This is a genomic window from Modestobacter versicolor, assembly GCF_041028285.1.
Taxonomy (GTDB): domain Bacteria; phylum Actinomycetota; class Actinomycetes; order Mycobacteriales; family Geodermatophilaceae; genus Modestobacter; species Modestobacter versicolor_A.
Genome location: NZ_JABGDB010000006.1, coordinates 132,817 through 146,787 on the forward strand (window position 1 = coordinate 132,817; position 13,971 = coordinate 146,787).

Annotated in this window: 13 protein-coding genes; 9 read left to right on the plus strand and 4 right to left on the minus strand. The window is 76.7% G+C overall.

Annotated elements, in window-relative coordinates:
- The first annotated feature begins 46 nt into the window (after positions 1–46).
- The 4 genes from larC (at position 47) to HL054_RS18225 (ending at position 4,336) form a co-directional block, all read left to right on the plus strand.
- Complete coding sequence (gene larC / locus HL054_RS18210; protein WP_369140478.1) at positions 47–1,264, plus strand: nickel pincer cofactor biosynthesis protein LarC; 1,218 nt, start codon at positions 47–49, stop codon at positions 1,262–1,264.
- Between the two features lie 165 nt (positions 1,265–1,429).
- Entirely contained in the window at positions 1,430–2,029 is a 600-nt protein-coding gene (locus HL054_RS18215) for a TMEM165/GDT1 family protein (protein ID WP_369140479.1), read from the plus strand.
- Positions 2,030–2,158: 129 nt separating this feature from the next.
- Positions 2,159–3,655, plus strand: a complete 1,497-nt coding sequence (locus HL054_RS18220; RefSeq protein WP_369140480.1) for a diguanylate cyclase domain-containing protein — start codon at positions 2,159–2,161, stop codon at positions 3,653–3,655.
- Between the two features lie 93 nt (positions 3,656–3,748).
- Positions 3,749–4,336: a GGDEF domain-containing protein gene (locus HL054_RS18225; protein ID WP_369140481.1), complete on the plus strand. Its 588-nt coding sequence runs from the start codon at positions 3,749–3,751 to the stop codon at positions 4,334–4,336.
- Positions 4,337–4,342: 6 nt separating this feature from the next.
- On the opposite strand, the gene HL054_RS18230 is transcribed toward HL054_RS18225, so the two are convergent.
- The gene (locus HL054_RS18230) at positions 4,343–5,236 is read right to left on the minus strand and encodes a haloalkane dehalogenase (RefSeq protein ID WP_369140482.1); all 894 of its coding nucleotides are present in this window, start codon (positions 5,234–5,236) and stop codon (positions 4,343–4,345) included.
- 98 nt (positions 5,237–5,334) lie between these two features.
- Here HL054_RS18230 and HL054_RS18235 point away from each other — a divergent pair, with 98 nt between their 5' ends.
- From HL054_RS18235 to HL054_RS18250, 4 genes are all read left to right on the plus strand, one after another.
- Positions 5,335–6,093, plus strand: a complete 759-nt coding sequence (locus HL054_RS18235) for a MerR family transcriptional regulator (protein ID WP_369140483.1) — start codon at positions 5,335–5,337, stop codon at positions 6,091–6,093.
- Between the two features lie 104 nt (positions 6,094–6,197).
- Complete coding sequence (locus HL054_RS18240) at positions 6,198–7,286, plus strand: FUSC family protein (RefSeq protein WP_369140484.1); 1,089 nt, start codon at positions 6,198–6,200, stop codon at positions 7,284–7,286.
- A gap of 65 nt (positions 7,287–7,351) precedes the next feature.
- Positions 7,352–8,590: an MFS transporter gene (locus HL054_RS18245; protein WP_369140485.1), complete on the plus strand. Its 1,239-nt coding sequence runs from the start codon at positions 7,352–7,354 to the stop codon at positions 8,588–8,590.
- 39 nt (positions 8,591–8,629) lie between these two features.
- Positions 8,630–8,965, plus strand: a complete 336-nt coding sequence (locus HL054_RS18250; RefSeq protein WP_369140486.1) for a TfoX/Sxy family protein — start codon at positions 8,630–8,632, stop codon at positions 8,963–8,965.
- Positions 8,966–9,091: 126 nt separating this feature from the next.
- On the opposite strand, the gene HL054_RS18255 is transcribed toward HL054_RS18250, so the two are convergent.
- The 3 genes from HL054_RS18255 to HL054_RS18265 form a co-directional block, all read right to left on the minus strand.
- Positions 9,092–9,901, minus strand: coding sequence for a methyltransferase domain-containing protein (locus HL054_RS18255; protein WP_369140488.1), 810 nt, complete (start codon positions 9,899–9,901; stop codon positions 9,092–9,094).
- Between the two features lie 26 nt (positions 9,902–9,927).
- A complete protein-coding gene (locus tag HL054_RS18260) occupies positions 9,928–10,578 on the minus strand; it encodes a hypothetical protein (protein WP_369140489.1) in 651 nt (216 codons plus the stop codon).
- A 96-nt stretch (positions 10,579–10,674) separates the two neighbouring features.
- On the minus strand, positions 10,675–12,237 hold the full coding sequence (locus HL054_RS18265) for a glycerol-3-phosphate dehydrogenase/oxidase (protein ID WP_369140490.1): 1,563 nt from the start codon (positions 12,235–12,237) through the stop codon (positions 10,675–10,677).
- Positions 12,238–12,252: 15 nt separating this feature from the next.
- On the opposite strand from HL054_RS18265, the gene HL054_RS18270 reads away from it, so the two are divergent.
- Positions 12,253–13,959, plus strand: a complete 1,707-nt coding sequence (locus HL054_RS18270; protein ID WP_369140491.1) for an FAD-binding oxidoreductase — start codon at positions 12,253–12,255, stop codon at positions 13,957–13,959.
- Positions 13,960–13,971: the final 12 nt, after the last annotated feature.

Consider the following 13,971-nt stretch of genomic DNA (forward strand, 5'->3'; position numbering starts at 1 on the left):
ACCGGCACCTGGCCGCGTTGTCGTCCGCCAGGACGACGATGTCACGGTGATCGGCTGGCTGGACCTCGCGGCGGGGGCGAGCGGCGACATGCTGCTCGGCGCCCTCGTCGACGCCGGGGTGCCGCTGGAGGTGCCGGCCGCCGCGGTCGCCGCGCTGCCGGTGGAGGCGGTCACGCTGACCGTCGAGCCGGTCACTCGGCACGGGCTCGGCGCCGCCCGGGTGCACGTGCACGCCCCGCCCAGCGACGTCCACCGCACCTGGGCCGACGTCCGCGGCATCCTGGCGGCGGCTGCGCTGCCGGACGCCGTCCGGGCCGGGGCGCTGGCGGTGTTCGAACGGCTGGCCGTCGCCGAGGGCCGGGTGCACCGGGTGCCCGCCGACGAGGTGCACTTCCACGAGGTCGGCGCCCTGGACGCCCTCGCCGACGTGGTGGGCGTGGTCGCCGGCTTCGAGCACCTCCGCCTCGACCGGCTGACCGCCTCGCCGGTGGCGCTGGGCAGCGGCTCGGCGCGGGGGGCGCACGGCGTGGTGCCGGTGCCGGGCCCGGCGGTGCTGGAGCTGCTGGCCGGCGTCCCGGTCCTCGCCGGGCCGGTGCCCGCGGAGACCTGCACCCCGACCGGTGCGGCGCTGCTGGCCGCCCGGGTGCAGCAGTGGACGACGCTGCCGCCGCTGCGCGTCCGGCGGGTGGGCAGCGGGGCGGGTGGCCGCGACCCGGTGGAGCTGCCCAACGTCGTCCGGCTGGTGCTCGGCGACCCGGTGGAGACCGACCCGGTGTCGCCCGAGCCGGCCGCCGGGCTGCTGCTGGAGACCAACGTGGACGACCTGGACCCGCGGCTGTGGCCCGGTGTGCTGACCGCGCTGCTGGCCGCCGGGGCCTCCGACGCCTGGCTGACCCCGATCCTGATGAAGAAGGGCCGGCCCGCGCACACGCTGTCCGTGCTGTGCCCGCCGGCGGTGCGGGCCGCCGTCGAGTCGGTCGTGCTGACCACGACGTCGACGATCGGCCTGCGGGTGCAGCCGGTGCACAAGGTGGCCCTCGACCGCCGCCAGGACGAGGTCGCGGTGCTCGGCGGCCGGGTCGGGGTGAAGGTCGCCAGCTCCGGCGGGCGGGTGCTGAACGTGAGCGTCGAGTTCGACGACGTCGCGGCGCTGGCCGGCGCCCTGCAGCTGCCGGTCAAGGAGGTGCTCCGGGCCGCCACCGCCGCGGCGCACCGGGCGCACCCGGGGGCGTCGGCTACCCTGGCCCCCGTAGAAGGGGAGTAGCCCCCCGACCGCTGGTCGACATGCTGGCGCGCTCGCGCGCCCGGTCAGCGGGCCCGCGCCGCCGCGGGTGGGCGAGACCTTCCGCCCGCAGTCCACCCGTCGGTGCGCTGCCGGTCGGAGGCGTCTGCGCACCCGGCCGGTCTGCGCGAGTGAGAAAGAGAACCCGTGGTCCTCTCCGTCGTCCTGGCCGCCTTCGTGCTGATCCTGCCCGTCGAGCTGCCGGACAAGACCCTGTTCGCGACCCTGGTGCTGGCCACCCGCTTCCCGCCGCTGCCGGTGTTCGTCGGCGTCGGCGCGGCGTTCGGACTGCAGGTGGCGATCGCGGTCACCGCCGGCTCGCTGCTGTCGCTGCTGCCCGAGGCGGTGGTCAGCGCCGTGGTCGCGGTGCTGTTCCTGACCGGTGCCGTGCTGCTGTGGCGGGAGTCCCGCAAGGGCGGGGACGACGAGGAGGCCGCCGCCGCGAGGCGGGAGGACACCTCCTTCGTGCGGGCGGCGGCGATCTCGTTCGGCGTGCTGTTCGCCGCCGAGTGGGGCGACCTGTCGCAGCTGGCCACGGCCGGGCTGGCGGCCCGCTACGCCGAGCCGCTGTCGGTGTTCGTCGGCGCCTGGGCGGCCCTGCTGGTGATCTCCGCGCTGGCGGCCTTCCTCGGCCGGAAGCTGGCCGACCGGCTGCCGATCGCGCTGCTGCACCGGATCGCCGCGGGGCTGTTCCTGGTCTTCGCCGTCGTCGCGATCGTGGAGACCGTGCGCGCCCTCACCGGCTGACCCGTCGGGGTGACCCGGCGGGGTGAACTGGCGCGGCACCGGTCAAGCACGTGCCCGCGGCGGCCGTCCCTCCTCGTGACGGCCCGGTCCTGGGCCGGCGCCACGGGGGACACGGACGGGGACGAGCAGATGACGGTGTCGAGTGGCCGGTCGCCGGCCGACGCACCACGCGGAGCCGCGTCCGGCACCTCCTCCGGCACCACCGGCGCGCCCGACGACGACCCGGACCCGCGCGCCCCTGCGGCCACCGACGCCGAGCTCGAGGCGGTCGTTCGGGTGGCGTCCGCCGTCACCGGCATGCCGATGGCGACCGTCAACCTCCTCGACGACGTCGCGCAGGTGCAGCTGGCGACCCTGGGGTTCCCGCAGCTGGTGACCCCCCGCGACGAGTCGCTCTGCGACCGGGCGCTCCGCACCGGCAGCGTCTTCGCCTCGGCAGACCTGCGCGCCGACCCCCGCTTCGCCGGCAGCCCCTGGGTCGACGGCCGCCGGGACCGGGTGCGGGGCTACGCGATGGTGCCGCTCCCGCTCGACGGCGAGGTCGTCGGCACGCTGTGCGTCCAGTCCCGCGAAGTCCACCCCCTCGACCAGGACCAGCTGGACCGGCTGGTCGACCTCGGTGCGGTCGTGTCCGCCCTCCTGCAGCGGCACCGGGACAGCCGGCAGACCGCCGAGCTCGCCCGCGCCAGCGAGGCGGCCCGCGCCGAGCTGGCCGCGGCGCACGCCGAGCTGACCGCGGCCCGCGCCTTCGACACCGCGCTGCTGGACTCGCTCCCCGTCGCGGTGGCCGCTGTGGACGCCGACGGCCGGATGACCGCCTTCAACCGGGTCAGCCGGCTCTGGCACGGCACCGACGGCGACCCGTCGCTCACCCCGGAGCGGCTGGCCCAGCGCTACGACCTCCGCTCGGCCGAGGGCGAACCGCTGCAGCCCGACGAGGTCCCGCTGCTGCGGCTGCTCCGGGAGGGCCGGCTCGAGGACGTCCGGATCACGATCGCCCCCGCGGGCCGCCCGCCCCGGCTGGTCTCCTGCAACGGCGACGCGGTCCGCGACCCCGCCGGCCGGCTGCTCGGCGCCGTGGTCACGATGGCCGACATCACTGCCCAGCTGGAGCTGGAGAGCCGGCTGCGCGCCGCCGCGATGCACGACCCGCTCACCGGCCTGCCCAACCGCAGCCTGCTGGTCGACCGCCTGCAGCTCGCGCTCGCCACCGCGACCCGCGGCGGCGGCGGGCTCGCCGTCCTCTACTGCGACCTGGACGGCTTCAAGGGCATCAACGACCGCTGGGGGCACACCGCCGGGGACGCCGTCCTGGTCGGCGCCGCCGGGCGGCTCTCCGCCGCGGTGCGGCCCGGGGACACCGTGGCCCGCATCGGCGGGGACGAGTTCGTGCTGGTGTGCCCGGACGTCGACGGCCCCGCGGTCGCCGAGCAGCTGGCCGCGCGGGTCACCGCCGCCCTGGCCGAGCCGCTGCGCTCGGGCACCGGGACGACGCACGCCGTGGGCATCAGCGTCGGGTACGCCCTCGCCGCCCCCGGTGCCACCCCGGAGACCCTGCTGACCGCCGCCGACGAAGCGATGTACCGGGTCAAGCAGGGCCGGCGGGCCGCGGCCCGGCCCCTCTGACCCCTCCGGGGGACCACCCTCAAGCCCGTCCGCCGCGCTGCCGACCTCCTCGGTGGGCCGGCACGCGGCCATGACGCAGACCGGGAGACAGACATGGACACCATCAGGCTCGAGGAGTCCCAGGACGTCCTGGTGCAGACGGCGGCGGTCGTCGCCGCCCAGCGCCAGTTCGCCCAGCGGCTGCGCCAGCGAACGGTGCCCGACCCGCTCACCGGGCTGCCGGTGCGGAGCCTGCTGATCGACCGGCTGGAGCTGGCCCTCGCGGCCGCCGGCCCGGACAGCGGGCGGCTGGCGGTCGTGTGCTGCAACCTCGACGGCATCACCACGCTGGAGGACCTGCACGGCGACGCCGTCGCCGACGCCGCCCGCGCCGAGGCGGCCGGCCGGCTGGTCACCGCGGTGCGCCAGGGCGACGTCGTGGCCCGGATCAGCGCCCAGACCTTCGTGCTGCTCTGCCCCGGGATGCACACCGACGACGACGCCCACGGCATCGCGCTGCGGATCAGCGCGGCCTTCGACGAGCCGCTGCACCCCCACCCGGACGTCGAGCACCGGGTGCGGCTCAGCGCCGGGGTCGCGCTGTCGGGCCGGGCGTCCACCCCCGAGTCGCTCATCGCGTCGGCCAACGAGGCGATGACCCGGATCCGGCACGAGCGCCAGGGCAGCGGCCGGCACGGCTGAGCCCGCTCAGCGCAGCGTCGGCAGCCACCCCGCCAGGGCCCGGCCCAGCTCGTCGGGCGCGTCCTCGGGCACGAAGTGCGCGGCGGGGACGGTGACCTCGGTCAGCGCCGGCCAGCGCCGCACCACCTGCCGCTGCCGGCCGACCAGGATCGACCCCGGCTCGGCGTTGACGAACAGCTTGGGCACCGGCGTGCGCGCCAGCCACTGGCCGTACCGGGCCACCACGTCGTGCACGTCCGGCGGCACGTGCTCGATCGGGATCTGCCGCGGCCACTCCAGCGTCGGCCAGCGGTCCTCGCGCTCCCGGAACGGCGCCCGGTACCGCTCGTGCGCCTCGGCCGACAGCCCGCGCAGCACCGACGCCGGCAGCACCTTCTCGACGAAGACGTTCTCGTCCAGCACCCGGCGCTCGCCGTCCGGTCCGCGCATCGCCTGGAACACCCGCTTCGCGGCGCGCGGCCAGTCCGCCCAGATCAGCGGGCTGACGATCGCCTCGGTGAAGGCGAGGCCGCGGACCGCGTCGGGGTGCCGCGCCGCCCAGTCGAAGCCCAGCGCCGAGCCCCAGTCGTGCAGCACGAAGGTGACCCGCCGGTCGGCGCCCACGGCGCTGAGGAAGCGGGACAGCAGCTCGGCGTGGGTGGCGAAGGAGTAGGTGCCGCGCCCCGGGTCGGGCAGCTTCGAGGACTCCCCCATGCCGACCAGGTCCGGGGCGAGGCAGCGGCCCAGGTGCTGCACGTGCGGCAGGACGTTGCGCCACAGGTAGGACGACGTCGGGTTGCCGTGCAGGAAGACGACCGGGTCGCCGCTGCCGACGTCGACGTAGGCCAGCTCCGCCTCGCCGAGCCGGACGCGCTGACGGGGGAAGGGGTCCGCGGCGGGCACGGGACTGCGGTCGGCCATGCCCGGGAGGTGCCCGCTCGCGTCGTCGTCCGAAACTGCGCTTGACCCTGACGCGGCGTCAGGCTGTTCCGTGGACCGCGTCGAGAGGAGGAGGGGCGATGAGCTGGACGGTGGGCGAGCTGGCCCGGCTGGCCGGCGTCACGGTGCGCACGCTGCACCACTACGACCGGATCGGTCTGGTGCAGCCCGGCGGGCGGACGGCGGCGGGCTACCGCAGCTACGGCGTCGGCGACCTGGACCGGCTGCAGCAGGTGCTGGTCTACCGCGAGCTCGGGTTCCCCCTCGAGGAGGTCGCGACCCTGCTGGACGACCCCGACGCCGACCCCGCGGCGCACCTGCGCCGGCAGCACCGGCTGCTCCGGGAGCGGCTCGAGCGCACGGCGGCCATGGTCGCGGCCGTGGAGAAGGAGATGGAGGCACGGCAGATGGGGATCTCCCTGACCCCGGAGGAGAGGTTCGAGCTGTTCGGCGGCGGGTTCTCCGACGAGTACCAGGCCGAGGCCGAGGAGCGGTGGGGCGACACCGAGGCCTGGGCGCAGTCCCAGCGGCGGACGTCGGCGTACACGAAGGACGACTGGGTGCGGATCAAGGACGAGGTCACCGACGTCGAGCGGCGCTTCGCCGAGGCACTGCGCTCCGGCGTCCCGGCCGGGTCCGAGCACGCGATGGGGCTCGCCGAGGAGCACCGGCAGCACATCACCCGGTGGTTCTACGACTGCCCGGCACAGATGCACGCCGGGATCGGCCGGATGTACGTCGAGGACCCCCGGTTCGCGGCGCACTACGAGGAGGTCGCACCCGGCCTGGCGCAGTACGTGAGCACCGCCGTCCAGGCCAACGCCGCCCGCCAGGGCTGAGCCGCCGCACCGGCCGGTGGGCCGCGCCGTGACGCGGCCCACCGGTCGGCCGGGGGGCTCCACCCCGACGCCGACCGCGCTCCTGCTGCCCGCATGCTGGTGGGGTGCGACGGGGGGTCCAGGTGCTGCAGCTGCCGTGGGTGCAGCGCGGCATCCGGGCGGCGCTGGCCGCGGGGCTCGCCTGGCAGGTGGCGCTGCTGCTGCCGCCGGTGCTGTCGGACTACGCGTACTACGCGCCGCTGGGCGCGATCATCGCCGTCTCCCCCACCGTCGCCGACTCCGCGTCGGCCGCCTGGCGCACGGTGCTCGCGATCGTGCTCGGCTTCGCGCTGGCCGTCGGGGTCTTCGAGCTCACCCGGGCGGTGCCGAACGCGCTGACGATCGCGCTGATCGTGGCGCTGGCCATCGGCGTGGAGCAGTGGCGGCTGCTGCGCGAGCAGGCCAGCTGGGTGAGCTTCGCCGCCGTCCTGATGATCACCGTCGGTACCTCGGACCCGGCCGAGTACGCGCTGCGCTACGCCGGGCTCACCCTGCTCGGGGCGGCCGTCGGCGTGCTCGTCACCACGCTGCTGTTCCCGCCGCTGCAGCTGACCACCGCGGTGCGCCGGGTCGCCCGGGCGCGCGAGCTGCTGGCCGAGCACCTGGACCGGATCGCCGGGGGCCTGCGCACCGGGCAGGTGCCCGAGCCCGGCGAGTGGGCGGCCCGCACCGAGCTGCTGGGCCGGGCGCTGGACCGGATGCGCAGCGCCGAGGCGCAGGTCGAGCGGGCGCGGCGGGCGAACCCGCGGGCGCACCGGTGGCAGGGCACCGCGGGCAGCATCCGGGAGCAGTCCCGGGCCCTGGACCGGGTCGCCGTCCTGGTCGACGACCTCACCACGCTGGTGGTCGAGTTCCAGCCGCACCGCCACGGCCTGGACCGCGTCGACGGGGCGACCGGCTGGGTGCTCGCCGACGCCCTCGAGGGGCTGGCCGGCGTCGTGCGCATCCCGTACCACGCCACGGACGCCGAGCCGGACGAGCGGGACGCCGCCATCGACGCCGCGGTGTCCGCGCTGGAGCGGCTGACCACGCTGCTGCGCACCTCGCAGATCGCCGACGACGAGGGCTTCTTCGCCCTGGGCGCGGTCACGGTCGGGATGCACCGCTCGCTGCGCACCCTGGAGGCGCACGTCCGGTTCCCGGCCGAGGCCTGACGTTGCACGTGGGACCACGCCGGCTGACCGCCGCCGGCACTGAGCCCGGCTAAGGTCCTCTCCTCGTGGGCCGCATCGGGGACGTCGTCGCGCCGGCCCGCCTCGGCACGGGCTTCCGCTGGCTGCTGGCGTCGTCCTGGACGTCGAACCTGGGCGACGGCATCGCGCTGGCCGCGGGGCCGCTGCTGGTCGCGTCGATGACCGGTGACGCCTTCCTGGTGGCCCTGGCCGCGACGGTGCAGTGGCTGCCGCCGCTGCTGTTCGGGCTGCTCGCCGGCGCGCTGACCGACCGGCTGGACCGGCGGCTCATCGTCGCCACCGTCGACCTGGCGCGGGCCGCCGTCCTGACCGTGCTGACCGTGGCCGTGGCGACCGACCGGGTCTCGATCACCGCGGTGCTGGCGGCGCTGTTCGTGCTGGCCACCGCGGAGGTGTTCGCCGACAACAGCTCGCAGACGCTGCTGCCCATGCTGGTGGCGCGGGAGGACCTCGCCGTCGCCAACTCCCGGCTGCAGACCGGGTTCGTCACGGTGAACCAGCTCGCCGGCCCGCCGCTGGGCGCCGCGCTGTTCACCGTCGGCGCCGCGTGGGCCCTCGGCGTCCAGGCGGTGGTGGTCCTGCTCGGGGCAGTGCTGGTGACCCGGGTCGCGCTGCCCCCGGCGGCGCCGCGCGAGGGCCCGCCGCCGGCGCTGCGCCGCGACATCGCCGAGGGGCTGCGCTGGGTGGTGCACCACGCCGCCGTCCGGACGCTGGTGCTGACCATCGCGATCTTCAACGTCACCTTCGGGGCGGCGTGGTCGGTGCTGGTGCTCTACGCGACCGAGCGGCTCGGGCTCGGCGAGATCGGCTTCGGCCTGGTGACCACGGTGAGCGCGGCCGGCGGGATCGCGGGCACGGTGGCCTACGGCTGGATCACCCGGCGGGTCAGCCTCGGCAACCTGATGCGGATCGGCCTGGTCATCGAGACCCTCACCCACCTGGCGCTGGCCCTCACCCGCAGCCCCTGGGTCGCGCTGCCGGTGTTCTTCGTGTTCGGCGCGCACGCCTTCGTGTGGGGGACGACGTCGATCACCGTGCGGCAGCGGGCGGTGCCGCAGCCGCTGCAGGGCCGGGTGGGCAGCGTGAACCTGGTGGGCGTGTTCGGCGGCCTGGTGGTCGGCTCGGCGATCGGCGGGCTGCTGGCCCAGCACGGCGGGGTGACCGCGCCGTTCTGGTTCGCCTTCGCCGGGTCGGCGGTGTTCGTCGTGCTGATCTGGCGCCCGCTGCGGCACGTCGCGCACGCCGACGAGCAGCCGGCGCCCTGACCCCTTGCCGACGGCGGGCGGTCGGCGGGACGCTGCGGCATGGCCTACGACACCGAGCTCGCCGACCGGCTGCGCGCCGCCCTGTCCACCGAGCGGGGCGTGACCGAGAAGCGGATGTTCGGCAGCCTGGCGTTCCTGGTCGACGGCGCCCTGGCGGTGGCGGTGAGCGGCGCGGGCGGGCTGATGGTGCGCTGCGAACGCGAGGACACCGAGGAGCTGGTCGCCGCCGACGGGGTGGAGCGGATGGTCATGCGCGGCCGGGAGATGGACGGCTGGCTGCGGGTCTCCGCCGACGTGGTGGACGACGAGGACGCGCTGCGCCGCTGGGTCGCCACCGGCCGCGACGTCGCCCGCCGCCAGCCCGCCCGCCGCTGACCGCGCGCCCGGCGCGCGCGCCGTCCGCCGTCCGCCGTCCGCCGTCCGCCGTCCGCAGTGCACGCCCTTCGTGCGCATCGCACGTGCTGGAGCGCGAGCGACGCGCAGCAGGAGCGTGCAACGCGGTCAGCAGACGCGGATGAGCAGTTCGCCGTGCAGCATGCCGAGCCAGCCGTCGTCCGCGGCGGCCCAGTCCAGCCAGGCCGCCGCGATGGCGTCCAGCTCCTCGGCCGTGGCCAGCCCGTAGGCCATCGCCTGCTCGGCGAACGCCGACGCGGTCGCCCGCCCGGCCCACGACCGGCCCCACCACTCGCGCTCGGCCGGCGTGGAATAGCACCAGGCGGTGGTCGAGGCGGTCAGGTCGCGCAGCCCCGCGGCGTGCGCCCAGGACACCAGCCGGCGGCCGGCGTCGGGCTCGGCGGAGTTGTGCCGGGCGACCCGGCCGTACAGCTCGAGCCAGCGGTCCAGCCCGGGAGAGGCCGGGAACCAGGTCAGCGCCGCGTAGTCGACGTCCCGGACGGCGACCACGCCGCCGGGGCGGCACACCCGGGCCATCTCGCGCAGCGCGGCGACCGGGTCGGTGAGGTGCTGCAGCACCTGGTGGGCGTGCACGACGTCGAAGGAGTCGTCGGCGGCCTCCAGCGCGTAGACGTCACCGACGCCGAAGTCGACCTCGACGCCGGAGCGCCCGGCCAGCTCCCGGGCCTCGGCCAGCGGGGCCGGCGAGACGTCCAGCCCGACGACGCGGCCGGGCGCGACCCGGGCCGCCAGGTCGACGGTGATCGTGCCCGGACCGCAGCCCACGTCGAGCAGGTCGAGCCCGGCGCGCAGGTGCGGGACCAGGTACCCGGCGGAGTTCTCCACCGTGCGCCACCGGTGCGACTGCAGGACGGGGTCGGCGTGCCCGTGCGTGTAGGTGTCCACGCCGGTGATCATGGCGAACCAGACCACTGTGTGGGAAGTCAGTCCCAGTCAATGGGATCGGCTGGGTCCTCGGCGCCGCGCACGATGTGCCCCGAGGTGTCCCCGAACGGCTCGACCAGGAAGCCGAAGGCGGTCAGCACCCCGGCCACCGCGGTGTTCATCACCTGCTGCGCGGCGAGGTCGGCGGCGTGGCCGCGCACCCGGCCCAGCGCCATCCGGTCGTGCTGGGTCCAGGTGACCAGCACGCCCTGCTCACCGGGCGCCGGCGTCAGGCAGACCCCGCCCAGCTGACGGCTGGCCGTGCGCCCGCCGCAGTCGTGCAGCGGCAGCCCTGCCTCGGCCACCGCGGCGGCGACCTCGCAGACCAGCCCGGTGAGCGGGTCGGCGTCGTCGATCAGCGCGTCCCAGTCGTCGGCCAGCCGGTCCAGCTGCTCGGACAGGTGGGCGAGCCAGGCCCGGTCGTCGGGCGAGAACCGGGGCACCAGCACGCCGTCGTCGCGGCGGATGCCGTGGGCCGGCACCAGCGCGTCCCACTCGTCCCGGGGCCCGGAGGAGAACTCGGCCAGGGCGGCGTCCACCCGGCTGTCGAAGGGCCCGGACACCACCCGGGAGTCGAGGTCGACCAGCCACCAGCCGGTGCCGGACGACGCCGTCACCGGGGCCGGCCCGTGCCCGCTGGGCAGGCTCATGCCCACCACCCCCGTCCTCGTCCGGCTGCGGTGCGACCGTTCGTCCCGCTGCCCACCTGTCATCGGCACCGCCGGCCCGAGGTCAACCCGGAACGCTCACGCTCCGTCAGCGAGGACGGCCGCGGCAGCACCCGCCGCCACGGTCCGCTCGCCGCCCACCAGCCCGATCCTGGTCCGCCGGTCCAGCAGGTCGGCCACCGATCGCGCACCCTCGGCCAGCACCGCGAACCTCAGCTCCCCCACCGTCTCCGGGCGGCCCTCCACCACCGGCTCTCCCCCGAGCCCCGCGACCACCGGCGCCTCCGTCCCGTACCGGCGCACCAGCCGCGCGGGCGCGTCGACCCGGGACAGCACCGCGGCCGGCGCCGCACCCACCAGCGGCAGCCGGGCGGTGGGCGAGCGGCGGGCACCGCGGCCCAGCCGGACGACGACGGCGTCCACGGCCTCGGCGGCCATCGCCCGGTAGGTGGTCAGCTTGCCGCCGACCACGGTGAGCACCGGCCCATCCCAGCTGAGCAGGTGCTGACGCGACAGGTCGGCGGTGGCCGCGTCGGTGGCTGCGGCGGTGGCCCCGGGCCCGCTGGCCCCGTCCCCGGCCGACGCCGGCAGCACCAGCGGCCGCAGCCCGGCGTAGGCGCCCACCACGTCCCCGCGCGTCACCGGGACGTCGAGCACCCGGTTGACCGTGGCGAGCAGCTGGTCCACCTCCGCCGGGCTGGGCTGCGGGTCGTCGTCGGGCACCGGACCGGTCACCGGCTCGTCGGTGATGCCCAGGTAGACCAGCCCGCGGCCCTGCGGCAGCGCGAAGACGTACCGCGACCGCGACCCCGGCAGCGGCACGGTGAGCGCGGCGGCGGGCGAGCCGAGCCGGTCGGCGGGCAGCACCAGGTGCGAGCCGCGGGAGGGCACGAGCCGGATGCCGGGCGCCAGCCGCTGGGCCCACACCCCGGCCGCGTTCACCACCGCGCCCGCCCGCACGGTGAGCGCCTCGCCGTCCACGGTGAGCGACACCCGGTCGCCGTCCACGCCGGTGACCGTCGCCCCGGTGAGCACCCGGGCGCCGAAGGCGGCGGCGGTGCGGGCCAGGGCCACCACCAGCCGGGCGTCGTCGGTCAGCTGCCCGTCCCAGAAGACCACCCCGCCCCGCCCGGGGCGCACCGCCGGCACCAGCCGGGACACGGTCTGCGCGGAGACCCGCGCCGTGGCCGGCAGCGAGCCGCGCCCACCCGGCACCGACAGCCGGACAGCGTCACCCAGCCGGCCGCCGAGCCCGGCCAGCGCGGACACGTCCCGGCCGGCGACGTCGGGGACCAGGAACGGCAGCCGGTGGACCAGGTGCGGCGCGGTGACGCCCATCAGCACGGCGCGCTCGCGGGCGCTCTCCCGGGCCAGGCCCACCTCGCCGTGCGCCAGGTACCGGAGGCCGCCGTGCACCAGCTTCGACGACCAGCGGCTGGTGCCGGCCGCGAGGTCGGTCCGCTCGCACAGCGCCACGCTGAGGCCGCGGGCGGCGGCGTCCAGCGCGACCCCGGCGCCGGTGACACCCCCGCCGACGACCAGCACGTCGACGCCGTCCGCGGCCAGTCCGGCCAGGTCGCGGGACCGCCGGGCCGCGTCGAGCACCCCGGGGAGGCGGTCCGTCGAGCGGGGCCCGGGCACCGGCAGACTGTAGCCGTGGCAGACCTCCCCGAACTGACCGTGCAGGGCTGGGGCCCCTCGTCCTCCCGGGTCGCGACCGTGGCGGACCGGGAGGACGGCGCCGGTCCGGACGACGGCGTGCTGGAGCTGGTCCCCGACAGCGGCGACGTGCTCCCCCGGGCCGCCCGCCGCCACCTGTCGCGGGAGCTGGGCTGGACGCCGCGGTCGACCCCGCCGGTGCCGGTCCGGGACATCGCCCTGGCGCCGCCGCGGCTGCCCGGCCTGATGCGCGCGCGGTTCGTGGCGCTGCTCGGCGAGGACGCCGTCGCCGACGACCGGCTGACCCGGCTCACCCATGCCGGCGGCAAGAGCTACCTGGACCTGCTGCGCCGGCGCAGCGGCGACGCCAGCGACGCACCGGACGCCGTGCTGTTCCCCGGGAGCACCGAGGACGTCGCCGCCGTGCTGCGCACCTGCAGCGAGCACGGCGTGGTCGTCGTCCCGTTCGGCGGTGGCACCAGCGTGGTCGGCGGGCTGGCCGGCACCGACGCCGACGACCGCCCGGTGGTCGCGCTGGACCTGCGCCGGATGGCCTCTGTGCGGTCGGTCGACGTGCCCTCCTCGCTGGTGACCGTGGGCGCCGGGATGCGCGGTCCGGCCCTGGAGGAGGCACTGTCGTCGGAGGGGCTGACCTTCGGGCACCTGCCGCAGAGCTGGGAGTTCGCCAGCCTGGGCGGCTACGCGGCCACCCGCTCGGCCGGGCAGTCCTCGACCGGCGTCGGCCGCTTCAGCGACCTCGTCGCCGGGCTCACCCTCGCCACGCCGTCCGGGGTGCTGGAGCTCGGCTCGGCCCCGGCGTCGGCGGCCGGGCCGGACCTGCTCGGCCTGGCGCTGGGCTCGGAGGGCACGCTCGGCGTGATCACCGACCTGCGGCTGCGGGTGCGCCCGAAGCCGCGCAGCACCCGCTACGAGGGCTGGTCGTTCCGCAGCTGGGCCGCCGGCCTGGCCGCGCTGCAGCGGCTCGCGCGGCACGACCTGCTGCCCGACGTCGTCCGGCTGTCCGACCCTGACGAGACCCGGGCCAACCTGCGCAACGCCGCCGGGGTCGGCGCCCGGGCGCTGCGCGGCACGCTGCGGGCCCGCCGGCGCGGCGACGGCTGCCTGCTGGTCGTCGGCTGGGAGGGGCTGCCCACGATCGTGCGCGCCCGCCGGTCCGCGGCCTCCTCGGTGCTCCGGGACGGCGGCGCGGTGCGGCTGGGCCGCCGGGTCGGCGAGTCCTGGGCCCGCCACCGGTTCGCCGCCCCGTACCTCCGCGACCGGCTGCTGGACACCGGGCTGCTGGTGGAGACGCTGGAGACCGCGGCCACCTGGACGGCGCTGCCCACGGTGTACGACGCCGTCCGGCGGGCGCTGCGGGACGCGCTCACCACCCCGGGACGCCGTCCGCTGGTGATGACCCACGTCTCGCACGGCTACCCGACCGGCGCCTCGCTGTACGTCACGGTGCTCGCCGACCGGGACGACGACCTGCCGCTCCAGCAGTGGCTGACGGCGAAGCGGGCGGCCACCGACGCGCTGCTCGCCGCCGGCGGCACGCTGACCCACCACCACGCCGTCGGGGTGGACCACCGGCCGTGGCTGGCGCAGGAGATCGGCCCGCTGGGCGTGGACGTGCTGCGCACCGTCAAGCAGCGGCTGGACCCGCAGGGCATCTGCAACCCCGGGGTGCTGCTGCCGGACTGAGCGCGTTTCGGC

Coding starts and splice junctions, on each gene's coding strand:
- HL054_RS18220 (WP_369140480.1), top strand. CDS start 2,159: ATGACGGTGTCGAGTGGCCGGTCGCCGGCCGACGCACCACGCGGAGCC.
- HL054_RS18225 (WP_369140481.1), top strand. CDS start 3,749: ATGGACACCATCAGGCTCGAGGAGTCCCAGGACGTCCTGGTGCAGACG.
- HL054_RS18230 (WP_369140482.1), bottom strand. CDS start 5,236: ATGGCCGACCGCAGTCCCGTGCCCGCCGCGGACCCCTTCCCCCGTCAG.
- HL054_RS18235 (WP_369140483.1), top strand. CDS start 5,335: ATGAGCTGGACGGTGGGCGAGCTGGCCCGGCTGGCCGGCGTCACGGTG.
- HL054_RS18250 (WP_369140486.1), top strand. CDS start 8,630: ATGGCCTACGACACCGAGCTCGCCGACCGGCTGCGCGCCGCCCTGTCC.
- HL054_RS18255 (WP_369140488.1), bottom strand. CDS start 9,901: ATGATCACCGGCGTGGACACCTACACGCACGGGCACGCCGACCCCGTC.
- HL054_RS18260 (WP_369140489.1), bottom strand. CDS start 10,578: ATGAGCCTGCCCAGCGGGCACGGGCCGGCCCCGGTGACGGCGTCGTCC.